General features: G+C 34.5%; 40 protein-coding genes. All 40 read left to right on the top strand.

What is annotated here, in order from left to right; translation table 11 throughout:
* Positions 1-6: 6 nt before the first annotated feature.
* Positions 7-375 (top strand): NUMOD1 domain-containing DNA-binding protein, encoded by a 369-nt coding sequence (locus H8718_RS10465; RefSeq protein WP_249332842.1) that lies wholly within the window; start codon positions 7-9, stop codon positions 373-375.
* A 20-nt stretch (positions 376-395) separates the two neighbouring features.
* Positions 396-1322, top strand: coding sequence for a hypothetical protein (locus H8718_RS10460; RefSeq protein WP_249332841.1), 927 nt, complete (start codon positions 396-398; stop codon positions 1320-1322).
* A gap of 30 nt (positions 1323-1352) precedes the next feature.
* The gene (locus H8718_RS10455) at positions 1353-1628 is read left to right on the top strand and encodes a hypothetical protein (protein WP_249332840.1); all 276 of its coding nucleotides are present in this window, start codon (positions 1353-1355) and stop codon (positions 1626-1628) included.
* Positions 1629-1662: 34 nt separating this feature from the next.
* The gene (locus tag H8718_RS10450) at positions 1663-2022 is read left to right on the top strand and encodes a hypothetical protein (RefSeq protein WP_249332839.1); all 360 of its coding nucleotides are present in this window, start codon (positions 1663-1665) and stop codon (positions 2020-2022) included.
* Positions 2023-2054: 32 nt separating this feature from the next.
* Positions 2055-2399, top strand: a complete 345-nt coding sequence (locus H8718_RS10445; protein WP_249332838.1) for a hypothetical protein — start codon at positions 2055-2057, stop codon at positions 2397-2399.
* Between the two features lie 31 nt (positions 2400-2430).
* The gene (locus H8718_RS10440; protein ID WP_249332837.1) at positions 2431-2682 is read left to right on the top strand and encodes a hypothetical protein; all 252 of its coding nucleotides are present in this window, start codon (positions 2431-2433) and stop codon (positions 2680-2682) included.
* Between the two features lie 214 nt (positions 2683-2896).
* Positions 2897-3868 (top strand): nucleoid-associated protein, encoded by a 972-nt coding sequence (locus tag H8718_RS10435; RefSeq protein WP_249332836.1) that lies wholly within the window; start codon positions 2897-2899, stop codon positions 3866-3868.
* A gap of 35 nt (positions 3869-3903) precedes the next feature.
* Positions 3904-4275 carry an SPFH domain-containing protein gene (locus tag H8718_RS10430; protein WP_249332835.1) on the top strand — a complete coding sequence of 124 codons (372 nt, stop codon included), beginning with the start codon at positions 3904-3906 and terminating at the stop codon, positions 4273-4275.
* 28 nt (positions 4276-4303) lie between these two features.
* Positions 4304-4477 carry a hypothetical protein gene (locus tag H8718_RS10425; protein WP_249332834.1) on the top strand — a complete coding sequence of 58 codons (174 nt, stop codon included), beginning with the start codon at positions 4304-4306 and terminating at the stop codon, positions 4475-4477.
* A gap of 22 nt (positions 4478-4499) precedes the next feature.
* On the top strand, positions 4500-4661 hold the full coding sequence (locus H8718_RS10420; protein WP_249332833.1) for a hypothetical protein: 162 nt from the start codon (positions 4500-4502) through the stop codon (positions 4659-4661).
* Between the two features lie 38 nt (positions 4662-4699).
* Complete coding sequence (locus tag H8718_RS10415) at positions 4700-4981, top strand: hypothetical protein (RefSeq protein ID WP_249332832.1); 282 nt, start codon at positions 4700-4702, stop codon at positions 4979-4981.
* A 155-nt stretch (positions 4982-5136) separates the two neighbouring features.
* Positions 5137-5871 (top strand): hypothetical protein, encoded by a 735-nt coding sequence (locus tag H8718_RS10410; protein WP_249332831.1) that lies wholly within the window; start codon positions 5137-5139, stop codon positions 5869-5871.
* Positions 5872-5895: 24 nt separating this feature from the next.
* Positions 5896-6054 (top strand): hypothetical protein, encoded by a 159-nt coding sequence (locus H8718_RS10405; protein WP_249332830.1) that lies wholly within the window; start codon positions 5896-5898, stop codon positions 6052-6054.
* A gap of 33 nt (positions 6055-6087) precedes the next feature.
* Positions 6088-6264 (top strand): hypothetical protein, encoded by a 177-nt coding sequence (locus H8718_RS10400; protein ID WP_249332829.1) that lies wholly within the window; start codon positions 6088-6090, stop codon positions 6262-6264.
* A 25-nt stretch (positions 6265-6289) separates the two neighbouring features.
* Positions 6290-6481 (top strand): hypothetical protein, encoded by a 192-nt coding sequence (locus H8718_RS10395; RefSeq protein WP_249332828.1) that lies wholly within the window; start codon positions 6290-6292, stop codon positions 6479-6481.
* Between the two features lie 23 nt (positions 6482-6504).
* Positions 6505-6732, top strand: coding sequence for a hypothetical protein (locus H8718_RS10390; RefSeq protein WP_249332827.1), 228 nt, complete (start codon positions 6505-6507; stop codon positions 6730-6732).
* Between the two features lie 24 nt (positions 6733-6756).
* The gene (locus tag H8718_RS10385; RefSeq protein WP_249332826.1) at positions 6757-6906 is read left to right on the top strand and encodes a hypothetical protein; all 150 of its coding nucleotides are present in this window, start codon (positions 6757-6759) and stop codon (positions 6904-6906) included.
* A 21-nt stretch (positions 6907-6927) separates the two neighbouring features.
* Positions 6928-7371 (top strand): siderophore-interacting protein, encoded by a 444-nt coding sequence (locus H8718_RS10380; protein ID WP_249332825.1) that lies wholly within the window; start codon positions 6928-6930, stop codon positions 7369-7371.
* Between the two features lie 462 nt (positions 7372-7833).
* Positions 7834-8133, top strand: coding sequence for an HNH endonuclease (locus H8718_RS10375; protein ID WP_249332824.1), 300 nt, complete (start codon positions 7834-7836; stop codon positions 8131-8133).
* A gap of 101 nt (positions 8134-8234) precedes the next feature.
* Positions 8235-8645, top strand: a complete 411-nt coding sequence (locus H8718_RS10370) for a hypothetical protein (RefSeq protein WP_249332823.1) — start codon at positions 8235-8237, stop codon at positions 8643-8645.
* Positions 8642-10462: a terminase large subunit gene (locus tag H8718_RS10365; protein WP_249332822.1), complete on the top strand. Its 1821-nt coding sequence runs from the start codon at positions 8642-8644 to the stop codon at positions 10460-10462. The genes H8718_RS10370 and H8718_RS10365 overlap by 4 nt, the downstream gene beginning before the upstream one ends.
* A gap of 15 nt (positions 10463-10477) precedes the next feature.
* Positions 10478-10864, top strand: coding sequence for a hypothetical protein (locus tag H8718_RS10360; protein ID WP_249332821.1), 387 nt, complete (start codon positions 10478-10480; stop codon positions 10862-10864).
* Positions 10865-10978: 114 nt separating this feature from the next.
* A complete protein-coding gene (locus tag H8718_RS10355) occupies positions 10979-12187 on the top strand; it encodes a phage portal protein (RefSeq protein WP_249332820.1) in 1209 nt (402 codons plus the stop codon).
* A complete protein-coding gene (locus H8718_RS10350; RefSeq protein WP_249332819.1) occupies positions 12180-12788 on the top strand; it encodes an HK97 family phage prohead protease in 609 nt (202 codons plus the stop codon). The genes H8718_RS10355 and H8718_RS10350 overlap by 8 nt, the downstream gene beginning before the upstream one ends.
* A gap of 1 nt (position 12789) precedes the next feature.
* Positions 12790-13962 (top strand): phage major capsid protein, encoded by a 1173-nt coding sequence (locus H8718_RS10345; protein WP_249332818.1) that lies wholly within the window; start codon positions 12790-12792, stop codon positions 13960-13962.
* Positions 13926-14111, top strand: coding sequence for a Rho termination factor N-terminal domain-containing protein (locus tag H8718_RS10340; protein ID WP_249332817.1), 186 nt, complete (start codon positions 13926-13928; stop codon positions 14109-14111). The genes H8718_RS10345 and H8718_RS10340 overlap by 37 nt, the downstream gene beginning before the upstream one ends.
* Before the next feature lie 27 nt (positions 14112-14138).
* Positions 14139-14414, top strand: a complete 276-nt coding sequence (locus H8718_RS10335; protein WP_249332816.1) for a head-tail connector protein — start codon at positions 14139-14141, stop codon at positions 14412-14414.
* Positions 14411-14740 (top strand): phage head closure protein, encoded by a 330-nt coding sequence (locus H8718_RS10330; protein ID WP_249332815.1) that lies wholly within the window; start codon positions 14411-14413, stop codon positions 14738-14740. The genes H8718_RS10335 and H8718_RS10330 overlap by 4 nt, the downstream gene beginning before the upstream one ends.
* Complete coding sequence (locus H8718_RS10325) at positions 14740-15132, top strand: hypothetical protein (protein WP_249332814.1); 393 nt, start codon at positions 14740-14742, stop codon at positions 15130-15132. The genes H8718_RS10330 and H8718_RS10325 overlap by 1 nt, the downstream gene beginning before the upstream one ends.
* The gene (locus tag H8718_RS10320) at positions 15125-15586 is read left to right on the top strand and encodes a phage tail terminator family protein (protein ID WP_249332813.1); all 462 of its coding nucleotides are present in this window, start codon (positions 15125-15127) and stop codon (positions 15584-15586) included. The genes H8718_RS10325 and H8718_RS10320 overlap by 8 nt, the downstream gene beginning before the upstream one ends.
* Positions 15586-16635 (top strand): phage tail sheath subtilisin-like domain-containing protein, encoded by a 1050-nt coding sequence (locus H8718_RS10315; RefSeq protein ID WP_249332812.1) that lies wholly within the window; start codon positions 15586-15588, stop codon positions 16633-16635. Before H8718_RS10320 ends, H8718_RS10315 begins: the two co-directional genes overlap by 1 nt.
* A 14-nt stretch (positions 16636-16649) precedes the next feature.
* Entirely contained in the window at positions 16650-17090 is a 441-nt protein-coding gene (locus H8718_RS10310) for a phage tail tube protein (RefSeq protein WP_249332811.1), read from the top strand.
* A 41-nt stretch (positions 17091-17131) separates the two neighbouring features.
* Positions 17132-17518 carry a phage tail assembly chaperone gene (locus H8718_RS10305; protein ID WP_249332810.1) on the top strand — a complete coding sequence of 129 codons (387 nt, stop codon included), beginning with the start codon at positions 17132-17134 and terminating at the stop codon, positions 17516-17518.
* A gap of 196 nt (positions 17519-17714) precedes the next feature.
* Entirely contained in the window at positions 17715-18200 is a 486-nt protein-coding gene (locus H8718_RS10300; RefSeq protein ID WP_249332809.1) for a hypothetical protein, read from the top strand.
* A gap of 57 nt (positions 18201-18257) precedes the next feature.
* Positions 18258-20276 carry a tape measure protein gene (locus H8718_RS20825; RefSeq protein ID WP_249332808.1) on the top strand — a complete coding sequence of 673 codons (2019 nt, stop codon included), beginning with the start codon at positions 18258-18260 and terminating at the stop codon, positions 20274-20276.
* Between the two features lie 9 nt (positions 20277-20285).
* A complete protein-coding gene (locus H8718_RS10290) occupies positions 20286-20924 on the top strand; it encodes a hypothetical protein (protein WP_249332807.1) in 639 nt (212 codons plus the stop codon).
* Positions 20924-21883 (top strand): XkdQ/YqbQ family protein, encoded by a 960-nt coding sequence (locus tag H8718_RS10285; RefSeq protein WP_249332806.1) that lies wholly within the window; start codon positions 20924-20926, stop codon positions 21881-21883. Before H8718_RS10290 ends, H8718_RS10285 begins: the two co-directional genes overlap by 1 nt.
* 11 nt (positions 21884-21894) lie before the next feature.
* Positions 21895-22389, top strand: a complete 495-nt coding sequence (locus H8718_RS10280; RefSeq protein ID WP_249332805.1) for a DUF2577 domain-containing protein — start codon at positions 21895-21897, stop codon at positions 22387-22389.
* Positions 22386-22805, top strand: a complete 420-nt coding sequence (locus H8718_RS10275) for a DUF2634 domain-containing protein (protein ID WP_249332804.1) — start codon at positions 22386-22388, stop codon at positions 22803-22805. The genes H8718_RS10280 and H8718_RS10275 overlap by 4 nt, the downstream gene beginning before the upstream one ends.
* Positions 22783-23552: baseplate J/gp47 family protein (locus tag H8718_RS10270; RefSeq protein ID WP_249332803.1), on the top strand; the 770-nt coding region annotated here is incomplete at its 3' end. The genes H8718_RS10275 and H8718_RS10270, both read left to right, overlap by 23 nt.

The following is a 23552-nucleotide window of genomic DNA, read 5'->3' as shown; positions in this document are numbered from 1 at the left end:
GTAGAGGTGGGTAAAACAAGAAAGCTTAATCAGTTAGATTATGAAACAGGAAAAGTCATTAGGACATTTAGTAGCTTAAGTGAAGCATGTGATGAGTTTGGGATAAGTCTCTATAATATATGGCATGCAATCGAAAAGAAAAACGGTATTATGCCTATTAAAAAGCTAAGATTTGAGTACGCAGAAGAGAGGGTAAATAATACCAAACGTAAAGTTAAGCAGCTAGATTATGAGACAGGTGAACTTATAGAAACATACAACAATATGGAGGATGCAGCTTCGGATAACTTTATATCTGTAAAGGCATTAAGAAAAGCTTTAAGTAAGAGAGACGGATACATGCCTGTGGCTAAATTAAGATTTGAATTTATCTAAGACAGAAAGGTGGTAACGTAATGAACAGGAAACAACGAAGAGAAGAGGCTAAGAAAAATGGCATTAAAAATAAGCCTATAGCATTTAAGCCGCCTGTAGCTAGTATCCCCTACAAGGATGTACACAAGGTCGTAGAAAAGGAAATAGATGAGATAAGACTAGAAGCAGCAAATAGATCCTTGAATATGTACATGGGTGGTAGTGTAGTCACTCTTATAGAACAATACGGTTGGTCTCTAGAAGAAGTCGAACAGTTTATAGAGCGTGTCATAAATAAACTAGAAGCTGTATGTGCGAGTAGGCTACAGTTTGAAGAATTAATGAACCTTTGCGGGAGCTACGGGATGAAGCTAGATAAAATCAACTGGGAAAAAGTTGAAAAAGACGCGCAAACAACATTAAGAATTATAGATTTATATGAGGAGATGAAAGAAGTGAGTACAAAAACAGATGTATTTTCATTGTTGAATAAAGGTGAAACAGATTGCGCAAAGATTGCTAGTGAACTTTCTGTAAGTAAAAAGACTGTTGAGACCTATAAGACAGCATGGAATAAAATGCAGAAAAAGAACGAACAACCAAAGGACTTATCTGAAATGAATCCTGCTGAGTTTGCGGACAAGCTATTTGAAAATGAGGTAGAAGAAATTACATCTGACCAGGCAACAGGAGAACTTCAAGAAGATGTAAAAGAAATAGCTAAAGGTAATACGATAGAAAAAGAGAAAGAGGTGCAAGCAATGGAAGAGAAGAAAGTATTAGTAGTACCAGCAAAAGAACGTAAATTTGAAGTTAAAAGAACAGTAGAGATTGCAGCAGAATTTGGTACATACACAATTCAAAATCAGGTTGCAGATGTAAAGCTTGAAACAATAGAGAATGGGCTAACAAAAACAGATTTACTAGCATTTGCGGAAGAATTACAAGCAGTAGCAGCCGAAATGTAAGAAAGTTTATCAAAATTTAGGAGGGAAAACATGAAGAGTGCTATTGAAAGGCTGAATAAAGTATTAAGTTATTCAGAAATACAAGCAATTAAAAGCATTGTAGATGAATTAGGAGAAGAAGATTCTTGCGTTATAAATATTTCGAAAGTTGTTGAGAATGTAAAAGTAACAAAAAGCGTTGCAGTAAGTGCCTTGAAATTGTTGGAAGCTACAGGAGTAATTGAAACTAAATCACTCGGCATGAAAGGCACATACATAAATGTATTTCACAAAGACATACTGAAAGCAGTCTCAGAAATTGTTTAAACAAATCAACTTTTTAGAAAGTGAGGTGATATCAATGATAATTTGGAAAGATGATATGCCCTACATAGTAAGAGAAATGGAAGATTTAAAATATATAGTTTCAGAAGATATCTTTGAAGCTTTAAAAGAGTTCATTGAAGATTATGTTGATAATAGCGAAGAAGTTGAAAGACTAAATGATGAAATAGAAAGTCTTGAAGATGAACTTAGTGGTTGTGAAGATGAGTGTGGAGAATTAGAAGAAGCACTTGAAGAGTTAAGAGATAAGTACTCAAATTCAAAGCAAGTCATCGAAATACTCAAAGATTTTATAGATGTTATGGATGATGCAAAAATGACTAAAGATCAGTGGTATTACTGGGATAGATTAAAGGATGCAGTGGATAGTTTATAAAATCAATTATTTATGAAACGGAGGAGGTTAGGATGGATATATATTTAGTTAAGAGTACTAAATGGTCAAAGCATAATGGATACACAACATGGTGGGGGCCAAATAGTAGCGGATATGCATCACAAATAAAGTATGCAGGGGTTTACACAGAGGAAGAAGCAAAACGATTAGAAAGGGTACATGGAAAGGATGTATGTATAGCAGTATTGTTCGATCAGGAGTTAGTGCAGTTGGGAATCCAACAAATGGAGAGCGAAATTAACTTAGAGCAAGAAGATATCAAAAGATATGAAGCCTACATCGTGTCAGGCAGACGAAGGATAGAGCAGAAGCAGCAATTTTTAGAAGCATACAAAGAGAAGTATGTAGAGCAATAAAAGTGAATTTTTGTGAGATGGAGGGGAAAGGATGGAGCTAGTAGAAGTCTTATCAGATGAAGAGCTAAAAGTAATTCAAAGAAGTGATGATAAAGAAGTGGTTGGAGAAATCATAGGATTTAAAGATTTTACAGCGATAGGAGATACAGCAGTTAGAATCCATAATCCTATTTTAAATGGGTTATATAGAACGGAATTTGGAGGATGTTATGTACATTATGTAGTAGTTAGCATTATGGATGTAGTCGGAGGAAAGTTAGCATTTTGTTATTCAATGTATTAATTAATAAAAGTAACTTTTGTAAAAAATAAAGGGTTCACTAAGTGAATCAATCTCAGTGAACCCAACAAGTATATAAACAAAACTCTATTTGATAAAAATCATACTTTAGTATAAAAATATGTCAATGCGCTATGAAAAAGTAAAAATTTAAAATAAATAAAAATAATTATTGTTGGTGCCGGCATTAATGTCGGTACCAGAACGGAGGATAAAAATGAGTATTATGTTTAAAAAAGTAATTATGCATACATTAGATACGCCATTAGATAGACCACTGTTATCTAAAGAGTGCTTAACCTTAACAGATGATACAGAGGCTTATATTACAAGTTATGTAGTAGGTCTATTTGAAAATCATAGCATGGCTAAAGCGGTGTTTGAAGACAGCTCGCCATGGCTAGAGGTTATTAAAAGCGGTATTAAAGATTTTTATAGTTTTTCATGTGATATGGCTCAGCAATTTTTTGCATACCTACAAACATTTGAAAACATTCCAAGTGGTGACTTGATTGTTACTCAATTTGAACGTGATGCAGTACCATATGTGGCATTTATTAAACTGAACTATAAAGAAGCATACACTCATGCAATGGATCACAGTATAGAGAGTAATCAAATCATAAAGCATAAGAGTATATTTCCTGAGAGCACTAGCAAAATTCAAGAGGCAGCTATTATCAACTTAGAAACACTAAATATCCTTTTGCTAGATATTCATAAAGAGAAATATGTGCACACACTATTAGGCTGTACAGCACCACTTTCTACAAAACAGAAAATCAACGTTGTAGAAAAGGTTATTGCAGAAGCTATTGAGGAAAACTTTGAGAATAAGATAGAAGCCCTTTCTTTTGCTAAAAGTAACCTGGCTAAAAGCATTGAGAGTACAAGTAGCATCATGATAGAGGATGTACTACATGATACATTTGGTGATAAAGAAGAAATCATAAACGTTTGTATGGATACACTTGAAGAGCAAGGTATAACAGAAGAGGCTATTGAATTACAACAAGCTTATAAAGTAGGTAAGAAATATACCACTCACAAGTTGAAAACAAATACTGGCATTGAAATTAAATTACCTGTTCAAATACTTAATGATCCCGATGCTGTAGAAATCATTACTAATCCGAATGGAACGGTGGAAGTAAGGCTTAAGAATATAGAATCGCTGATTAGCAAGTAGAATCTAAGTTTTGTTGAATGAAAGGAGAAATGAAAATGAGTAAATGGTGTTATAGTTTGAACGGAGAAGATTATTTTGAGTTATATGATAGTAAAGAAGAAGCTATAAAAGAAGGAGAAACAGAAGCACGAGAGTATGAGAAGGACTCATTCTTTGTGGCAAGAGCAATCACATTTCAGCCATATATATATGCCGAAGATGTTATTGAAGAAATCCAACAAAATGCATATGACAATGGTGGAGAATATGCTGAAACATATCTTGATGATGTTCAAAGAAAACATCGAGATGAACTAGAAGAAAAGCTTAATGAAGTGCTTAGTAATTGGATAAATAAATATGGATACAAACCTAATTTCTATAATGTTGAAGATGTAGAGACATACAGGTTGAATAATAGAATCTAAATTTAGCAAGTTGAAAGGAGAAAAGAATATGGATAAAGGTGGATGTGTATACTGTAATGACTATAGAGTTCCATTGATTGAACATGCTCCTTCTGTATACATTGATATTAACAAAAATCTTGTGTGTAGTGCTAATAAATGGTATGGCAAGAAAATAAAGTATTGTCCTATGTGTGGAAGATATTTGAGAAAAATAAAATAATTTTTTTGGAAAGGATGAAGATATGAACGCATTTGAGTTAAAAGAAATGCTTAGTGAATATACAGATGAAGAGCTACAAGCATTGCAACTTAGGGTGTTTACAAACATGGATATAGGAGAGGGTGAAACCACTATAGTAGATTCTGTAGAAGTTACAGATTGGGAATTACTAATAGAGGTTTGACAAATAAAATAATTCTTTGTTAAAGGAAGAGTGAGATTATGGAGAAAATTGATAACCCACAAGAAATATACTTTTCAAAAATGGGTATGGATACAGTTCTTGTAATTTTAAATGATGAAGTGGTAAATCCAAAATGGAATAGAGAGCCACATGATGTTGGAGTAGATGAAACAATAACATTAGAGGATATACAGAAGCAGTTCCCATACCCAGGACTTTTAGTCATAGCTGAATCACCATTAAGTGGTGCAATTTACAGATGGGGTAATTATTCAGATATGGCATGGTGGCAAGTAGGAACGATGGCAGGATATGCTTAATCAATAAAATTAGTTTTTGAGGAGGCGTTATGGTGATTGAGTATTCTACAAAGGCAGAGATAGCAAAAATATTATTAGCGATTCTAAAAGAATTAAAGGGCATTAGAAAAGCTTTAGAGAGTAAATAAAAATTGATTTTGGGAGGAGTGAAAAGGATGGGCGCGATGTATGATTACGATAATGACGAATTTTATTATGAGCCTACTATGGCAGATGAAATATTCAATAGGGCTAAAAAGGAATTAGAAGAATGTTTAAAGAAAGAAATTAAAGATCAAATAAAATCTACTATGGATTATAATTTCAAACTTAGACAAGAAAATCAAGAGTTAAGACAACAAATTGCAAAGCTAGATAGTCGCGAGAGGGACTTGGCTAATAGAGAGGCACAGTTTGAACGAACTGCACTGAGAAAGGTATTTTCTGAACTTTTGAAGCCGCTAGAAGAACAGATGGAAGTATATAGTGTGGACTATGAGTATGTAAAAAAAGATAAATGCGATAAGTGTGACACAAACAGAAGGATATACTACAAGAGTCCTTCAGGTAAAGATGTTTACGAAGAGTGCTCATGCAATAAGTCTTATAGAGTTTATAGCCCTAAACCAAAGATAGTAAAGACTGTCAACATATTTAAAGATCGAGATAAAAGTAAGTTTGCTTTCAACGTAAAATATGAGTCAAGAGACTATGATGAGGGATACTGTAAATTTGAAGTTGATAAGCTAATCGAAAATATAGATGATATGGGTGACTTGAGTAAGCTAAATGAATATCAAATGGAGTATAGCACAGGTTTTAAAAACAAAGAGGATTGCCAAAAATACTGCGACTACTTAAACAAGAAATACAGAGTTCCTAAAACTATTTTAGATAAGATTATTAAATAAAAAACTACTTTAGGAGGAGTACATATGAACGAGTACAGCAGATTAAAAAGAGCTATGAGGTTTTATGAAGAGGCTAACTTAGAAAAACTTGAAAGGGCAACTACACAGGAAGAGAGAGAAAAGAGGCTTAAAAGAGTAGAGGCTATTTCCAGATGCAAGGAGATTATGGCAGAGGTTAAGTAGTATGTAAAAAAATTTGATTTTGGAGGAGCAAAAATGAAACCAGATATTATAGGAAATAAATTTTATTTACAAGTTACTAATATTCAAGGATTTAAAAACCTAGTTGATGAAGCCAATAGGTTATCACGAGAGCTCAATCAAGTGATGCATAAGTTAAACAATTTCGATTTAGAGGTTGAGTTTAGCACAAAAGGTAAAGATGATAAATAAAAGTACTTTTTAGGAGTGTGAGAAAGTGTACTTTGAAATCACAAAATTTATCAAGGGGCATCAAAAGACATATGTCACATATAGTCATAGGACAGAATCATGGCACATTATGGGTGATATTAGAATAGGCGGATACAAGTTTAGAATGATGGCAGTTAAGGACCTTATTGATGCCGTATTCAGGCAAAAAGAACGTGTAAGTTATGTTGGACAGTAAAATGATTTTTAGGAGATGATAGCATGGACAATACATGTAAAGAAACATGGTACTTTAAGGACAACAAAGATAAATATACGGTTGATATGTTAGATGAAGAAATTGAAGAAGGGGCAGGAGTAACACTTAGAGAGTTTTTAGAGTATGGAATACAGTGTGAATACATACAAGATGTTGAAGATTTCACAAAACTAACAACAAGTGAAATTTCACATATGGTTGATTGGATAGATTACTTAGAGACTAAATAAACATTGATTTAAGTAGGTGTCAGCATGATAAAAGAAATAGAGAAATATTTCATTAAGCAATATATGAAACAGGATGTTAGAGTGCTTCCAGGACATTGGCCAGATTTTAAAAGCAAGCAAGAAGTAGATGAATGGATACAGCTTATAAACAGAGTGATGAAAGCAATGAAATAAAATTACTTGAGAGGAGTATATATGGAGCCTAAAGATAATCTTTATAGCAAAGCTGAAGGGATTCTCTATTCTTATCCGAGATTGGCATTTGAGATTAAGAACTTAGAGATTGAAATAAAAATGATTGAGAATGAGTACACAGGTATTAAAGGAAAATCAGATGAAATAGCTTCACGTACTAATGCTGTGTCCAGTTCAGTAGAAAATGAAGTTATTTCTAAAGAGGCTCGTATAGATGCATTAAAACGCAAGATCAATCATAAGAGGTTACTTATTGAAAAAATAGATAATGCTATCGATGCTATTGCTGCAGAAGATGAAACGAGTGCATTACTTATTAAACTTAAGTACATAAAGCGTTTAGAATGGAAACAGATAGAAATGCAAATACCTATGGATGAAAAGTCTCTTATGAGAAAGAGAAGTAAGATTATAAAGGATAAACTTATAGGGATGTTAGCATAACTTTTAAGTGATATATAGGTCACTAATAGGTTACTAATAGGTAACGCATAAGTAACTTTAATCATGCTAATATATCAATATCGAAAGCTTAACGGTTACGTCTTCCATAAGAATGGTAAATTGTCCAGTTGGAGGACCACTAAAAAAGAGAGTCTAAAGTGTGCATAGGCTCTCTTTTTTTACAGTTTATTTTAGCAAAAAAAGTTTCAAAAAAAGTTCTTGCAATTTAGTTGCAGTTGTAGTATTTTATACTACTACTTTCCTTTACTTTCCTTTACTTTACTTTGCTTTACTTTACTTTAGGGATTATTGTATACATTTTGTTGCAAGAACTATAATTAATGCAACAAAAACTATGGTTTATGTATACATTAATTATTTATTAACAGATTACTTAAAATTTATTAATATAAAATGTACATGAGGAGCCTTTTGGGTTCCTTTTTTATTGGAGTTGATAGTATGAAAGAATGGGCTAAAGGATTTTATCAGTCAGGAGCATGGAGAAAGTGCCGAAAGGATTATCTTAAATCTAAGTTTGGACTATGTGAACGGTGTGGCAAGGCTGCACTAATAGTTCATCATAAAAAGTACTTAACACCAAAGAACATTAATGATCCTAATATTACTTTAAACCATGATAACCTTGAAGCTTTATGCAAAGAATGCCATGACAAAGAGCATGAATGGAATAAGAAAGAAAAAGAGGTCTTGAATGAGGGCTTAGTGTTTGATGAAGATGGAAACATAGTCAGGGCATAGCCCCCCGGGTGCTTACCTATAGGGGTGACTGGCAGTAACCGTAGAGGCAAACATCTATTTTTACGGGAACCATATTTACAGATGTGAAGGGGGGGGATTACATGGCTAGAAAAGTGACAGGTCTTACAGCTAAAAAATCACAAGATGAACGTATTAATCAAGAAATAGCTAGACTTAACGATATTTTGAAAAACATACACGAATCTAAGAGGAGTATTGCTAAGGGACTGATTGAAAACATAGCCTTTATGTCAGTCACCCTCACCGATTTACAAGAAGTGATTAAGTTGCAAGGTCCTATTGTTAAGTTTGAGCAAGGTTCTCAGAAAATGCTTGTAGAAAACCCAGCTCAAAAAAGTTATAACACTATGGTCAATAGATATACTACAGCAACAAAGACGTTATTTGATTTATTACCAAAAGATCTAGTGGACATTATCCCAGTGGTCCATGAGGAAGAAGCTAAATCGATAGATAAACTACAAATGTTTCACGAGAAGTATAGAGAATGACGTATATAGAGCAGTACTGGGAAAAGATTAAAAGCGGTGAAATAAATGCTTGTAGAAAAGTTAAGATAGTATATGAGTATTTAGTTTATTGCTTACATCATGATATGGTTTGGTTTGAGTTTAATGAATTAAAAGGGAACAAGCCTATTGAATTTATAGAAACCTTTTGTAGAAATACTCAAGGTAGAAATTTTGGTAAACCTCTTAAATTAGAGTTGTTTCAGAAAGCACGTAGACAGGCTACATTTGGTTTTGTACATAAAGATACTGGATTAAGACAGTATACAGAAACAATGCTTGTAGAAGGTCGTAAGAATGGAAAAACAACAGAGAACGCTTGTGATAGTGGGTTTATGTTGATTGGAGATGGAGAAGGTTCTGCCGAATGCTATGCCGTAGCTACTAAAAAGGACCAGGCTTTAAAAACTTACAATGAGTTTTCAAAAATGGTATCACTAGATGATGACCTAAAGAAGTATGTAGTTAATGGAAAAGCACAAATAGAATACCCTTCTACATTCTCATTTATGAGAGCATTAGGCAGTAAAGATTTGGATTCATTCAATGCTCACTTTGTAGTTATCGATGAATTGGCGGCTATAAAGAAGCGTTCAATTTATGATGATATGAAGCAGTCTACTTCATCCAGAGATCAACCTTTAGTAAGTAGCATTTCAACAAATAACTTTGTAAGAGACAATATATTTGATGCTCAATATGAATATGCTTCACAAGTGATTGACTTCATGGAAGATTTCTTGAAAAAGTCTAAGAAATATGGACATGAAAAAGTAATAGAAATGGTAAAGCAGCAAGAACGAACAGGTGATGTGTTGTTTCAAGGCATTATAGATTTCGAGTTTTTGCCATTTATCTATGAGTTAGATGATAGAAATGAATGGGAAGATGAATCGTGTTGGATAAAGGCTAATCCTGGACTTGGTCCTATTAAAAAGATAGAAACTTTAAGAGGATATGTGAGGAAGGCCAAGAAAGATTTAGAGTTCAGAGCAACTGTAATGGTAAAAGATTTTAACATGAAGGAAAATGCTACAACAAGGTGGTTGCTATGGGAAGACTTAGAAAATCTAGAACTAATAGGACTAAATGAAAGACCACAAGGAGATGAGTTTTGCTATGGCACATTCGAAAAGGCGTTTAAGTCAATGGGATTTAACTATGGAATAGGTTGTTTTGACTTTGCAGAAACTACAGACTTAGCTGCAGCAAAGATTCTTTGTATGAGAGAAAATGACCCTAATATTTATGTATTATCCATGTATTGGATACCAGAAGATTATGTTGATAGTAGAACAGAAGAGGACAAGATACCTTATAGAACTTGGGTGAATAAAGGATTTATGAGAACATGCCAGGGTTATAAGGTTCGTAAGGCAGATATACTCGCCTGGTTTCAAGAGGTTCAAGATAAGCTTGATATTTATATATTTGATGGCGGATATGACCCTTGGCATGTATCTGAAACAGAAGAAAAATATCTACAGAATAATTTTGGTAAGAGCACATGGAAACCTGTAAGACAAGGACCACATACATTAAGTGGACCGATGCATGAGCTTAAGGAAGACTTGAAAGCTAATATAGTAGTCTATAATGACAATCCTATTGATAAATGGTGCCTTAGTAATATTGAGGTTAAGACTGATACCAATGGGAATATACAACCTGTAAAGCCTGGTTATGGTGATAAGAATAGTAAAATACAAAACAAGAAAAAAATAGATGGTGCTGTAGCACTTATTATTGGATATGTAAGATTGAAAGAAAGATGGGATGATTACCAAAATATGATTTAAAGGAGAGTGGTTGAGATGTTTAGGAGAATTACTAGGTCAGGTGATAATCCACCAGTTAGAAAACCTTATAAAGTACAATTTGATACTTTCGAAAAAGCGTTAGATGCAGTTGACTCATTATTAATAGATACTACACTACCAACACTTATAGTAAAAAACAACCTATATTCAAAAGATGAAGTGCATAAAATGAGAAGAAGGGAGTTAATTAAAGAATATGGGGGAAATGTAGTGTTATTAAAACCTCATGAAGAACTACTCAGTACGACAAAGCTAGATGAAAGCGTAAAGAACTTTATAGATTACCTTGAAAAGTCTACTTTTAGGAGAAATTATGATGGTAAGAACATAGTGGATACAGAAGAATTCAAGCACTTAAAAAAAATAATTAGCACTAAGTAAATTTATAACATGAAAAGCGTATAAGTGAACGTGAAGTAGTGTTGATGCTTAGTGCTTTTTATATGCCCTGAAATAAGGCATTAAACTATTTCAATAGGATTTGGAGGTTAGAATATGGGACTGTTAGAGAGAATCTTTAATGCCAGTACTAGAAGCCCTACTCAGCATTATACATATGTAAAAGGACTTAATAATAATCAAATTAACTTTACACCTTTCAACGGTAATTTATTTGATAATGATATTTCAAAGAGTGCCGTAGGTTGTAATGCAAGAAACATTGCTAAGCTTCGTCCTGTTCATGTTAGGAGAAGTGGTGATGTAACTGTAAATTCACCCAATGTAAGAATAGCAAGAATGCTAGTTCAACCAAATGAATTTATGACTATTTATAGTTTCCTGGAGAAAGTAGCAACCCATTATTTTATATATAACAATGGAGTCATCTATTACGATAGGGAAAATTATAAAATGTATCCGATTAACCCTAGTCGGATTGATTTAGTCGAGGATAGTAGCCACAACGTTTATGCAAAATTCCAGTTTAAAACCGGATGTTATGCGACAGTGCCATTTGAGGATTTAATTGTCATTAGAAGATACTTCAATGAGAATGATTTTTTTGGAGATGCAGATCGTTCGCTTAAGCCTACTATGGAGGTTATTAATACTACAGACCAAGGAACTGTTAGTGCAATCAAGAAGTCAGCAGGGTTACTCGGCTATTTGAAGTTTAATGGGAACTTAAAACAAATCGATATTGATAAAAAAGTTGAATCTTTTGAAGAAACTTACCTTAATGCTAAAAAAGGTACAGGTATTGCAGGTTTAGACAACACTACTGAGTTCCAAGAATTAAATATTAAACCATATGTGCCTAATAAAGCTCAGAGTGAGTGGTCAGAGGATAGGATATATTCTTATCTAGGTACAAACAAAAAAATTATACAGGGGCGTTTTGATGAAGATGAATGGAATGCCTATTATGAAACAACATGTGAACCTTTTGCAATTCAAGCAAGCCAGGTATTAACAAGTGTTATCTTTAGTGATAATGAGTTGGGTCATGGTAATGAAATATTTTTAGAGAGTAACAGATTGCAGTATGCAAGTACTGGAAGCAAGATTAGAGTTGCAACGTTACTTACGAATATAGGTGGGGCTTCTTTAGATCAAATATTAGATATTTTCAATATGCCACAAATAGGTGGTGAAGAAGGAAAACGAAGAGTGCAAACACTTAATATGGTTGCAGCAGATTTAGCTGATCAATATCAAGTAGGAAAGAAAAAGAAGAAGGATGAGGAGGAAGAAGATGAGTAATGCAGTAGAAAAACGCTATTCACCTTCTGAAGCTGAGATAAGAGCAGCAACTGAAGGGGAGAGAAGAACTATCGGGGGATATGCTGTAATGTACAATTCACCAACAGTTATAACTGATAGATGGGGAGATCAATGGTTAGAAGAATTTTCAACAGGAGCATTTGACGAGAGTATAGCTACTAGAAGTCAAAAGGCTCTATGGAATCATGATACCTCCAAGCCTTTAGGGAGTTGTAAGGCTAATACACTCAGATTTAACCCGGATGTAATGGGATTAAACTATGATGTTGATGTTCCAAATAACTCATGGGGTAACGATGCCTATGAGAGTGTTCAGAGAGGTGATGTTGACGGTTCGTCATTTGGCTTCAGAGCGCTCGAAGATGTTTGGAGTAGGATTACATACGAAGGCAAAGAAATGCTCAAGAGAAGCATTGTTAAGGCTGAATTATTTGAAGTGAGCCCATGTACATTCCCGGCCTATGGAGATAGTGAAATATCCTGTAGAAGTAAAGACACTTTTAAAGAATCTGAGCAAGAAAAAGAACTAAGACAAAGATTAATTTTAAAAAATAAAAATAAGATGAAAAGAGGTATGTAGTATGTTTGAAGAACAATTAAAAGCTTTAAATGGACAATTAACAACAATTGAAGAAAGAAGAAGTGCTATTGACACTGAGCTTACAGGAGATGGGAAAGTAGATTTAAAAGCAATAGAAGAAGAGCTTAGAGGTTTAGATGATCAAGAAGCTGAAATCCGTGGAAAGATTGAACTCATCGAAAAAAGAGCGAAAGCAAAACTGGTAGCAGCTGGAAAGGTTCCTGTTACTACAGTAGAAACTGGAGATGAGCATAGAGAACAAACTATTGAAATCGAAGAACGTGCAAAGTCTCTTAAAGAAGGTAGAGCTATTGCTACCACAGGTCTTGTAATTCCAACACATAGTAGTGGCACAATCAATGAAACATTTAATCAGGTTTCAAGTATTGTAGATCTTGTTAAAATAACACCTCTTATTGGGGGAGATTCTTACGAGCAAGCGTATGTAAAATCATATCCAGAAGGTGATTATGCAAATGAGGGTGCGGATTATTCAAATGGGGATACACAATTTGGATATGCACTTATGAATAAGACAAAAATTACTAACTATACAGAAGTAAATGAAGAGGTTGAAAAACTTCCATCAGCGGATTATGTATCAAAAATTGAAAATGGTGTTGAAACAGCACTTAAAGCTAAACTTGCCAAGCAAATTATGGTAGGTACTGGTTCAACAGGGCAAGTAGTAGGTATTTTCTCTGACCAAGCAACAGCAATTGAGGCAAGTAAGGATATTGAAATTGCAGCTATTACAAATACAACTCTTGATGATATCATCTATAGCTATGGTGGTACTGAGAATGTCGAAGGTCAAGCTTGGTTAATCCTTAACAAATTAGACCTTAAAGCATTTGCTACACTTAGATCAAGCGATGGTAAAAAAGTTCATGACATTAAACATTATGGTAATGTAGGTACAATCGATGGCATCCCATTTGTACTTAATTCAGCTTGTAAACCAGTATCGGCACCAGGAACTTCTGGTGGAGAATACTGTATGGCATATGGACATATTCAAAATTATGAACTTGTAACATTCTCAGATACAGAAGTTAGAAAATCTACAGACTACAAATTTAAATCTGGCCAAATAGCATTCAAAGGCAATAGAATGTGTGGTGGAAATGTAGTTGCTTGGAATGGATTTATTCGTGTAAAAAAACAAGCGTAGTATCTTCAGAAATGAACCTTGATGGTACTACGTATGAAGAAATGACAGTAGAAGAACTTAAGGTCCTATGCAAAGAAAGTGGCATAGATGGGTATAGCACCCTTAAAAAAGCTGAATTAATTAAAGTATTAAAAGAAGGCACGAACTAGTGCCTTCTTTTTTGTTAGGAGTAGGTTATGTTAGAAAAAGTTAAAAGAGCTCTTAGATTGGATGATGATGAATTAGATGATGAGGTACTTGATCTAATTGAAGCTTGTAAAGCTGATTTAATGCTTTGTGGCGTAATCAATATAAGTGACGAGGATCCACTTATAATTCAAGCTATCAAGACGTATGGAAGAGCAAATTTTGATGTGACTAATCCTGATCATGAAAAATATATCAGAAGTTATGAAAGTTTAAAATCTCACTTATCACTATCAGATGAGTATACGGTGGTGAATACCAAATGAGGGTATCAAGATTAAATCACAGAGTTACCATACAACGTTATGCAGAGTATGAAGATGATCATGGTATAAGCCGAGAAGGTTGGGTTGACTTAAAAACAGTTTGGTGCAGCATGAATAATCTTTATGGGAAAGAGTATTGGGAAGCTAAACAATATAGTGCTGAAAATACTATAGAGTTTGTTATTAGGTACAACGCCTGTAAGGATTTAAGTGTCAATGGCTACAGGTTAAAACAAGGCAATAGGTTATTCAATATCACTTCAATCGATAATGTGCAATATAATAATGAAATGCTTAAAATTAAGGCTATAGAGGTGATTGCTTAATGGATTTAAAAGACTTAGATAGAGCGTTTGAAAAAATGATTAAGCAATTTCCACAGGCTAGAAGAAGGTTAGTTGAAGAATGTGGGGAGAAGATGTATCAAAAGGTTTTATCAAACATAAGTCAAGTTGATGAAAAGACAGGCAATCTTAGAAAAGGTGTTAAAAAGGCAGTAGGTTCTAGAGGTGGATATAGTGCAGTAAGACCAGATTATAAAATTGCACCACATACTCATCTTATAGAGAATGGACATAAAATTGTACGTAATGGGAAGGTAGTAGGATGGGTGTCAGGCAAGCATATGTATCGTAATGCTTTAAATGAATTAGCAAATGAACTTGAACAAGATTGTGAAAAGATGCTTGATGAGTTAGTAGGTGATTTTAATGGTTAATATTTTAGACATTTTCTACTCACTAATAGGTGAAATAAGAAAATGCGTGCCAGACAGTAAGCATTATATAGGCAACTTAACGGAGGGCTTTAAAACGCCTTCTTTTTTATATTTATTAGTCTTTAATAAAGACACAAGATGTAGCAAATTTGTAAAAGATACTGTCTTAGACATTCAAATTATCTACTTTGGCACTAATGATAAGTACAGTAAAACTGATCTAGAAGAAAAACTAAAGGTTATGCACCAACTTAAGCAATTTTTAAGCACGTTTCATTTGCAAGTTAAAGATAGGAATTTAAAGTTTTCTTACAGTTTTAATGATGCAGACGATCAACTTGCTTTAAATATGCAATTTAATTTCAAAGACGGATTAGTAGACACTAAATTTGATGAAGAACAAGCAAGAGAAATGATTGAAAGAATTTTTATTAATGAGAAAGAGGTGATTTAATGCCACTACCAAATATTTTAATAGAGTTCAAATCAAAAGCTAGTACAGCCATTAAACGTGGTGAACGAGGTATTGTAGCGATTATTGTAGTTGATGAAACGCATGGCGTAACGAAAATCGAGGATGTTACTCAAATTCCAGCTAGCCTTACTCCTGCAAACAAGGCATATATTGAAAGGTGCTTTTTAGGTGGGGTAAGGCCAGTACGTTCAGTAGTACTTATTGTATCTGATACTGTACAAAACGGGTTAAAGGTGCTGGAAACACAAAAATTTGATTATGTAGTAGGGCCACATGATATGGAGAGCGAAGCCGCTACAGCCATGGCAACTTTCGTAAAAGGCCTTAGAGATACAAAAGGTATTAAGGTTAAGGCAGTGCTTCCTAATACTAAGGGAGATCATGAAGGCATTATTAACTTTACAACAGATAATATTGTAGTAGGTGAAACTACCTTTACAACAGCACAGTATTGCTCACGTATTGCGGGGTTACTTGCAGGAACGCCACTTCAGCAAAGTGCTACATACTACCAACTTTCAGAGGTGGATGACGTACCTAAGTTTACTAAGGCAGAGCTAGATAAAAAGATTGATGCAGGTGAATTTGTTATCTTCCATGATGGTGAAAAGGTAAAAGTAGCAAGAGCGGTAAATAGCTTAACTACTGTAGGTGCTACTAAATCTGAAGACTATAAATCGATTAAAATTGTAGATATTATGGACCTTATCTATACAGACATCAAACGTACTTGCGAGGATAGTTACATTGGGAAGTTTGCCAACAACTATGATAACAAGTGTAATCTTATCGTATCTATCCAAGCTTACTTAGAATCGCTTAGAAATGATGAGTTATTAGATCAAGATATCTATACTGGCATTGATATGGCATCTCAAACCAACTACCTTAAAGGTAAAGACGAGCCAGTTGATGATATGACAGAGCAAGAAATCAAAGAAGCAAATACACAAACATTCGTATTCTTAGAATCACGTTTTAAAATCCTTAATGCCATTGAGGATATTCAAATTAATTTCTTTATTTAGGAGGTGGCTAACGTATGGCTGCTATGTATGATTCAAAACGAGCGATAAATGGTACATATGGTGAGGTTTGTCTTGAGGGTGAATTGGTTCGTGAAGCTACGGGGTTAAAAGCTGATATGGCCCTAGAGTTTATTGACGTTCCTATGTGTGGAGACCTAGCTAAACACCAGAAAGTTAGTGGTATGAGTGGTAATGGCTCAATTACAATGACAAAAGTTAATTCAAGGATGGCTATTAAGTTATCTGATATGCTTAAAAAAGGTAAAACACCTACATTTACTATTATTAGTAAATTAGCAGACCCAGATGCGTATGGTGCGGAAAGAGTAGTGCTTAAAAACTGCCAGTTTTCTACACTAACACTCGCAGACTGGACAAGTGGACAAGTAGGTTCCATTACTCAGAACTTTACTTTTACAGATTGGGATTATTTAGATATTATTGAACCAAGATAGAGACTAGGGAAACCTAGTCTTATTTTTATAGGAGGGATACTATGAGTATTATTGATTTATTACTTGAAACAGATGTAGAAAAACTTCAAGCGAAACATAATAAAAATTATGAGATTAAAAGACTTAGCAAAGTATTAGGTGAAAAGTTTGTAGTGACTTGCTATGCACTCACACACGAGCAAGTGGCTCATCTGGGAGAGATCAGTAAGACTAATACAGCTATGAAGTTAAATGCTGTATTAGAAGCTTGCAGAATTGAAGGTAAGCGTTTTAATAATAAAGAATTAATGGATAAGTTTGGGGTGGTTACGCCAACAGACTTACTTAATAAGCTATTTTTACCTGGAGAACTTTATGAACTCTATGAGATTATAAATACTTTATCAGGATATAGTAAGGATGCTGTGATAGAAGTAAAAAACTCATAAAGGAAGGCGATTTCATAGCTAATATCATGTTTTATGCATGGATAAAGCATGGGATAAAGCCTTCCGAAGTTTATAAAATGAGTTATGGTGAATTAAAGCTGTTAGGAAGCTTTTATGAACTCGAAGTTGAAAGTAGACATGGGTCCCACTAAATGATATTATTATGTATAAAATAAAGACTATTTAGAGGTGGGTTATGAAAAAGTTATTCTGTCTATTAATAGCAAGTGTTATGATGTTTTCAATGGTAGCTTGTGGAATGAATGAAACTGAGGAAGTGGCTGTCGGTAACTCTGATGAAATAGAGCAATTTGAAAATCAAGGCTCTCAAGAGGACGTTAACCAAATTCAGGATGAAACTACTGGCGATGATGATATTACAAAATGGGATGAGGAATTAACCAAAAAAGTATCTGATTACATGTTAGAGACATGGGGAGATCCTGAGTGGGGTGCTCCTTGGTATAAAAATATCATAGAAATTAAGATGTTTAATGATGATACTGTAAGAGCAGTTTTAACTTGTGATATTAATGATAAAAGCACTCTTGAGACAATTGCACAAGCAGTTTTCCAATATGAGTATTGGATAGACACCATTTTAATTCATGATGAAAATGGTGAAACACTTCTATCTACTACTAATCCATTTAATATGTCTGCATATGAAAAAATAAATTAATGTATTAGGCACTTGCTAGGCAAGTGTCTTTCTTTTTTGTAAAAAGGAGGTGGTTAAGTGGCAAAAGACGTAAGTATTGCATTTAAGGCAAGTGATAATCTTACACATAGTCTTCAAAAAATGAGAAAAAGTGTTGATGGGCTGTCAAGAGATGTTACGGAATACAGGAAGATACAAAGCCAAGCATTTGATAAAAAAGTAGAAGTGAAATTAGATATAAAAGAAGCACAACAAAATCTTAAGAAACTTAATAGCGAGATTAAAAATGGTTCTGAAGGTGCAAAAATAGCCTACCAAATGCAACAGAGGGAATTAATAGGTCTTCAGGAAGAATACAAAAGACTTACTAAAGTAGCAAATGATGCTAGTAAGGCTGAATTGAAACTTCAGGATGACTTGTATAAGAGAAAAAACCAGAAAAACACAATGTCCACACTTAAAAATTTAGCTAGTGCAGGGCTAGGCAATATGGTGGGAGATGCCCTAACAAGTAGCGTTAATCAAAATATTACCTCTATGTATGGCTCAGAAGTTGGTAGTAACATTAGTTCTATAGCAGGTGGAGTTTTAAGTGGGGCCGCTATTGGTGCTATAGCGGGACCGATTGGTAGTGCAGTGGGGGCTGCAGTCGGTGGTTTGACAGGGGCTATCAATGCTTTATCTGAGCAACAACAACGTGATGATGATAGGTTTAGAAATGAAGTGCAATCCCTTTATGGCAAGGTGACCGAACAGCAAGAGCAAGACTTACAAAGTGGTAGTACAATGGCAAGCGAGAGGGAACAACTTGTAATGGGATTGGGAACTTTGCTTGGTAGTCAAGAAGAAGGGAATAAGTTATTTGAGGAAATTAAAACATTTGGAATAGAAACTCCATATGAAGGAACGAGTATGGTTAATGCGGCTAAACAAATGTTAGCCTACGGCATAAAAGCTGAAAATGTTATGGATGACATGAGGATGCTTGGTGAAGTAGCCATGGGTGATCAGAATAAGTTTAACAACTTAACCTATGCTTATGCTCAAACTCAATCAGCAGGGAAACTTACCGGCCAAGACCTATTGCAATATACAGCAGCAGGGTTCAACCCATTATCTATATTAGCCGAAGAGCAAGGCCGAACACTTGCAGAACTTAGAGAAGATATGAGTAATGGACTTATTAGTGCAGAGGATGTTACAAGGGCTTTTCAAATTGCTACTACTGAAGGTGGTAGGTTTTATGGTGCTATGAATGCACAAATGGACACATACGCTGGTAAGATGGCAATGCTTAATGATTTGCAAGCTGAAATAACATTAGGATATGGTGAAGGTTATAACGCTAAACGCCAAGAGGGTATGGAGAAAGAAATAGAGCAACTTAGTGGTAAACTTGGCGATAAAATGAGAGAAGCTAACAGCCTTATAGGTGAGTTTAAAGCAGACTTAGAAAATAAGTATCAACAGTCTATTCTTGATGCTATGTCGAGTGCTATGGAAACAGAAGAGTACAAAATGGCTAAGCGTGAAGATGATGGAGCTGAAATGGGAAGAATTCTCGCAGAAGCTCGAGCAAAGGCAGAGATTGAGTACCAAAATAGTGAAGGGGTAAAACTTTTGCAAGAGTCTCAAATGAGCTTAGTACAAAGCATTCAAGCTGATGTTGCTTTAAATAGTCAGTATGTTGAGTTTGGTAAACAAATGGCTAATCAGTTTAGTAAAGGTTATGCAGGTGTAATTGCTGATTTGCGAGCAAGTGGTGCTCTTAGTCCACAAGAGATTAATAATCTTGCAAAAGATAAAGGATTTAATGTCCCTATAGATAACCCTGTTACAAGCTTATCTAAACAAAAAGGGTTTCATGCTACAGGACTAGATAGGGTTCCATATGATGGCTATGAAGCGGTTTTGCATGAGGGCGAGAAAATCCTTACAAAAGTAGAAGCAGATAAGCGAGACCGAGCCCTTTCTTCAGGTGGAGTTAACATTAACATAGCTTCTATGGTTATACGTGAAGAAGCGGATATTGAAAAGGTAGCTTATCAACTCTATTTAAACCTAGAAAAACGTGCAATGAATACATCTTTAGGATAGGAGGTATCTATGGATTTTTATTTATCCTATAACAATAATGAGGAACAACTTCGATTGCCTGTTACACCTTCTGATTTTGAACTGTCACAAAGGAACAATAATACAGTTATCAATATAAACGCACTTGGAGAAATCAATCTGATAGGTAAGAAAGGTCTTGCATCTATTTCTCTATCAAGTTTTTTCCCAGCACAGGAATACTATTTTTGTAAGTATACAGGGTTTCCTAAACCTTATGAATGTGTAAAGATGATTCAGAAATGGAGGGACTCAGGTAGGCCTATTCGTTTAATTATTACAGGCACATCTATTAATTACGCTATGACTATTGAGAACTTTATATTTTCAGAGCAAGATGGTACAAGAGATGTTTATTTCACCTTAGAACTTAGAGAATATGTTTTTACGAAGCAAGTTAAGCCTACAAAGGTTACAACACCTAATGGTACTCAAGTTACTGTTCCAGCTACAAAGAGGGAAGCAAAACCTATACCTTCTAAGTACAAGGCGCAAAAAGGTGACAATATGTATACTGTAGCAAAGAAAACGACAGGAAGCATGAGTAATGCTAAGGCCATAGCTAAAACAAATAAAAGAGATCAGTATAAGGGCATGGATTTAGTTAAGGGAACGGTGGTGTTAATTTAATGCCAAAAGTCTATTTACATCAAGAAGGATTATACAGTGACATTACGCATTACATAAGTAAAATAACATGGGCTGGTGGTAAAAGTCAGGTTGCTAGAAGATTAGAATTAGACCTTATTAATAGTGTGCTCGATAAAAATATACCAGACATTTATATTAAAAATGGCAGTATGTTAAAGCTTTTTAATGATGATGGGAAATTGTTATTTAAAGGATTTGTCTTTTTGAATAGTAAATCCGGTCAGAATAGTACAGTCAATGTTGTGGCTTATGACCATTTGATTTATGCCATAAAAAATAGAGGTGTCTATAACTTTAAAAAGAAAACGGCCGAGGAAATGACTAGAACCATATGTAATGACTTCTCAATACCTATAGGTAATATTGCTAAGACTGGCATTAAGCAAGATATCAAGGCAAATAACAAATATATTTATGATATTTTTATGAGTGCCTACACAGGAGCAAGTAAGCAGAACAATAAAAAGTACATGGCCAAAATAAGGGATGGTAAGCTTGATGTTATTGAAATAGGTTCTGTCATGAGTACTTTTATGTTATCTGATGAAAGTAATATTATGGACAGTGGCTACACAGAAAGCATTGAAAATATGGTCAATCGAGTTCGTATTTACGATGGAAAAGGTAATGCAATCGGCATGGTAGAAAATGCTGAATGGATTAAAAAGTATGGAGTACTGCAAAATATTTATACGAAAGAAAAAGATAAGTCTGCTAACACAGTAGCCCAATCAATGCTTGTAGATGTTCAAAAGACTGTTCATGTAACGGCACTAGGATATGTTGATTGTGTTACAGGCAATGGTGTGCAGCTTAAAGATAGTGCGAGTGGACTGACAGGCGTTTTTTATATTGATAGTGACACGCATACATGGTCAAATGGACAACATATTATGAAGCTTAATTTAAACTTTAAAAACATCATGGATGAGAAGTAGGAGGTGGATATATGAAGAAGGATCCGTATGTAGAAATACTAATGATGATGCAGAAAGAAGGTGCGAAATCAAATCCACCTTCTTTTTGTTTGGGTAAAGTGGTCTCAGAGACTCCCTTAGAAATAAAAGTTGATGAATTACCACTTGCTGCTGACGACTTCTTAATAGCTGATTACTTAGTAGAGGGTTATAAAAGAAGCCTACAAGTTACATCTCAAGGGACAATGAGTAATAATGGTGAATCAAGTATACAGGGCAATTTAACATCAAGTACACAAAATACATCTGGTGGTTCAGGAGAGGATTCCTTTGCAAGCCATAATCATTCTATTAATAATCAAGCAACTTTCAATGGCTCTTGTGAATCAACTGGTCCATACACATTAAGTGGCGAGTCAGAAGTTGAATTTAAGCCCTATTTAAAGAAAGGTGACTTACTTGCTTTAATGCCCATGGATGGAGAGCAACTTTATATTGTTGTGTGTAAGGTGGTGAGCCTAGTATGAGTCTATTTCCTTTTATAAATCAGGAGGTTGAAGAGGATCAGGTAAAAACAAGTGTAATACCTGTTGAATATGAAATAGATTTTGAAACGGGTAAATTGACTGGTCGACTTGTCAAAGGTAAAGACGCTATAAGGATTTGGGTACATAAGGCACTCTTAACTACAAGATATAAGTATATCATTTATTCATGGGATTATGGGCATGAAATTGAGGAGTTAATTGGTAAAAACTATAATCATGATTTTATAAGTGCTGAAATAAAACGATTTATAGAAGAATGTTTATCGGTTAACCCATATATTTTAAGTATTGATAATTTTTCCTGCAGATTTGAAGGAAAGGAGTTATTTTGTGACTTTACCGTTCATACGCAATTTGGGGAGGTGAGTATTAATGAATCCTATACCAACCTATGAAGAAATTTTAGAAGGTTGTTTAAACAAGGTTCCTAGTGAGATGTATAGAGGGGAAGGCTCTATTATTTATGATGCTTTATCTCCAGCAGTATTAGAATTAGCTCAAATGTATTTAGAAGTATCTAATTTGTTAGATTTATCTATGCCTGATACGGCAGTAGGTACTTACTTAGATAGGATTGTTTCAGGTTATGGATTAACACGTAGGCAGGCTACTTTTGCTCTAAGAAAAATATCTTGTGATCAAGCTTTAGAAATTGGGAGTAGGTGGAGTGTGGATGAAACAACATACATTATTATAGAACCTATGAGCGATGGTAATTATCTAGCAAGGTGTGAACAAGTAGGGAGTATTGGGAATAGATACAGTGGCAAAATGGAGAGTCTAGATGGAGCGAGTGATGCTAATGCTATATTGATAGATGTTGTAGAAAGTGGACAAGACATAGAAACTGACGAATCACTAAGAAATAGGTTCTATGAGAGTGTTCAAAGACCAGCTACCTCTGGAAATGTCCATCATTATAAAATATGGGCCACAGAGGTTGAGGGTGTGGGGGATGCCAAAATATTCCCCTTATGGAATGGTCCAGGTACAGTAAAGGTACTTATCACGAACGCAGATAAGCTTCCAGCTGATAGAAGTTTAATCGATAAAGTCGCTTCACATATAGAAGAGGTGAGACCGATAGGTGCAAATGTAACAGTAGTAGCACCAACGTCTAAAAAGATTAATATTAATGTAAC

It is taken from the genome of Zhenhengia yiwuensis, from assembly GCF_014384995.1.
GTDB lineage: Bacteria > Bacillota > Clostridia > Lachnospirales > Cellulosilyticaceae > Zhenhengia > Zhenhengia yiwuensis.
This window is presented reverse-complemented; position numbering and strand designations above follow the sequence as displayed.

Excerpts from the sequence above, each read along its gene's own strand:
- H8718_RS10430 (WP_249332835.1), top strand. The coding sequence starts at position 3,904 with ATGAGTAAATGGTGTTATAGTTTGAACGGAGAAGATTATTTTGAGTTA.
- H8718_RS10445 (WP_249332838.1), top strand. The coding sequence starts at position 2,055 with ATGGATATATATTTAGTTAAGAGTACTAAATGGTCAAAGCATAATGGA.
- H8718_RS10435 (WP_249332836.1), top strand. The coding sequence starts at position 2,897 with ATGAGTATTATGTTTAAAAAAGTAATTATGCATACATTAGATACGCCA.
- H8718_RS10310 (WP_249332811.1), top strand. The coding sequence starts at position 16,650 with ATGGCTGCTATGTATGATTCAAAACGAGCGATAAATGGTACATATGGT.
- H8718_RS10425 (WP_249332834.1), top strand. The coding sequence starts at position 4,304 with ATGGATAAAGGTGGATGTGTATACTGTAATGACTATAGAGTTCCATTG.
- H8718_RS10410 (WP_249332831.1), top strand. The coding sequence starts at position 5,137 with ATGGGCGCGATGTATGATTACGATAATGACGAATTTTATTATGAGCCT.
- H8718_RS10385 (WP_249332826.1), top strand. The coding sequence starts at position 6,757 with ATGATAAAAGAAATAGAGAAATATTTCATTAAGCAATATATGAAACAG.
- H8718_RS10350 (WP_249332819.1), top strand. The coding sequence starts at position 12,180 with ATGAGTAATGCAGTAGAAAAACGCTATTCACCTTCTGAAGCTGAGATA.
- H8718_RS10460 (WP_249332841.1), top strand. The coding sequence starts at position 396 with ATGAACAGGAAACAACGAAGAGAAGAGGCTAAGAAAAATGGCATTAAA.
- H8718_RS10415 (WP_249332832.1), top strand. The coding sequence starts at position 4,700 with ATGGAGAAAATTGATAACCCACAAGAAATATACTTTTCAAAAATGGGT.
- H8718_RS10405 (WP_249332830.1), top strand. The coding sequence starts at position 5,896 with ATGAACGAGTACAGCAGATTAAAAAGAGCTATGAGGTTTTATGAAGAG.
- H8718_RS10290 (WP_249332807.1), top strand. The coding sequence starts at position 20,286 with ATGGATTTTTATTTATCCTATAACAATAATGAGGAACAACTTCGATTG.
- H8718_RS10355 (WP_249332820.1), top strand. The coding sequence starts at position 10,979 with ATGGGACTGTTAGAGAGAATCTTTAATGCCAGTACTAGAAGCCCTACT.
- H8718_RS10315 (WP_249332812.1), top strand. The coding sequence starts at position 15,586 with ATGCCACTACCAAATATTTTAATAGAGTTCAAATCAAAAGCTAGTACA.
- H8718_RS10455 (WP_249332840.1), top strand. The coding sequence starts at position 1,353 with ATGAAGAGTGCTATTGAAAGGCTGAATAAAGTATTAAGTTATTCAGAA.
- H8718_RS10400 (WP_249332829.1), top strand. The coding sequence starts at position 6,088 with ATGAAACCAGATATTATAGGAAATAAATTTTATTTACAAGTTACTAAT.
- H8718_RS10440 (WP_249332837.1), top strand. The coding sequence starts at position 2,431 with ATGGAGCTAGTAGAAGTCTTATCAGATGAAGAGCTAAAAGTAATTCAA.
- H8718_RS10320 (WP_249332813.1), top strand. The coding sequence starts at position 15,125 with ATGGTTAATATTTTAGACATTTTCTACTCACTAATAGGTGAAATAAGA.
- H8718_RS10325 (WP_249332814.1), top strand. The coding sequence starts at position 14,740 with ATGGATTTAAAAGACTTAGATAGAGCGTTTGAAAAAATGATTAAGCAA.
- H8718_RS10305 (WP_249332810.1), top strand. The coding sequence starts at position 17,132 with ATGAGTATTATTGATTTATTACTTGAAACAGATGTAGAAAAACTTCAA.
- H8718_RS10375 (WP_249332824.1), top strand. The coding sequence starts at position 7,834 with ATGAAAGAATGGGCTAAAGGATTTTATCAGTCAGGAGCATGGAGAAAG.
- H8718_RS10420 (WP_249332833.1), top strand. The coding sequence starts at position 4,500 with ATGAACGCATTTGAGTTAAAAGAAATGCTTAGTGAATATACAGATGAA.
- H8718_RS10335 (WP_249332816.1), top strand. The coding sequence starts at position 14,139 with ATGTTAGAAAAAGTTAAAAGAGCTCTTAGATTGGATGATGATGAATTA.
- H8718_RS10390 (WP_249332827.1), top strand. The coding sequence starts at position 6,505 with ATGGACAATACATGTAAAGAAACATGGTACTTTAAGGACAACAAAGAT.
- H8718_RS10380 (WP_249332825.1), top strand. The coding sequence starts at position 6,928 with ATGGAGCCTAAAGATAATCTTTATAGCAAAGCTGAAGGGATTCTCTAT.
- H8718_RS10360 (WP_249332821.1), top strand. The coding sequence starts at position 10,478 with ATGTTTAGGAGAATTACTAGGTCAGGTGATAATCCACCAGTTAGAAAA.
- H8718_RS10370 (WP_249332823.1), top strand. The coding sequence starts at position 8,235 with ATGGCTAGAAAAGTGACAGGTCTTACAGCTAAAAAATCACAAGATGAA.
- H8718_RS10450 (WP_249332839.1), top strand. The coding sequence starts at position 1,663 with ATGATAATTTGGAAAGATGATATGCCCTACATAGTAAGAGAAATGGAA.
- H8718_RS10300 (WP_249332809.1), top strand. The coding sequence starts at position 17,715 with ATGAAAAAGTTATTCTGTCTATTAATAGCAAGTGTTATGATGTTTTCA.
- H8718_RS10330 (WP_249332815.1), top strand. The coding sequence starts at position 14,411 with ATGAGGGTATCAAGATTAAATCACAGAGTTACCATACAACGTTATGCA.
- H8718_RS10345 (WP_249332818.1), top strand. The coding sequence starts at position 12,790 with ATGTTTGAAGAACAATTAAAAGCTTTAAATGGACAATTAACAACAATT.
- H8718_RS10285 (WP_249332806.1), top strand. The coding sequence starts at position 20,924 with ATGCCAAAAGTCTATTTACATCAAGAAGGATTATACAGTGACATTACG.
- H8718_RS10275 (WP_249332804.1), top strand. The coding sequence starts at position 22,386 with ATGAGTCTATTTCCTTTTATAAATCAGGAGGTTGAAGAGGATCAGGTA.
- H8718_RS10365 (WP_249332822.1), top strand. The coding sequence starts at position 8,642 with ATGACGTATATAGAGCAGTACTGGGAAAAGATTAAAAGCGGTGAAATA.
- H8718_RS10280 (WP_249332805.1), top strand. The coding sequence starts at position 21,895 with ATGAAGAAGGATCCGTATGTAGAAATACTAATGATGATGCAGAAAGAA.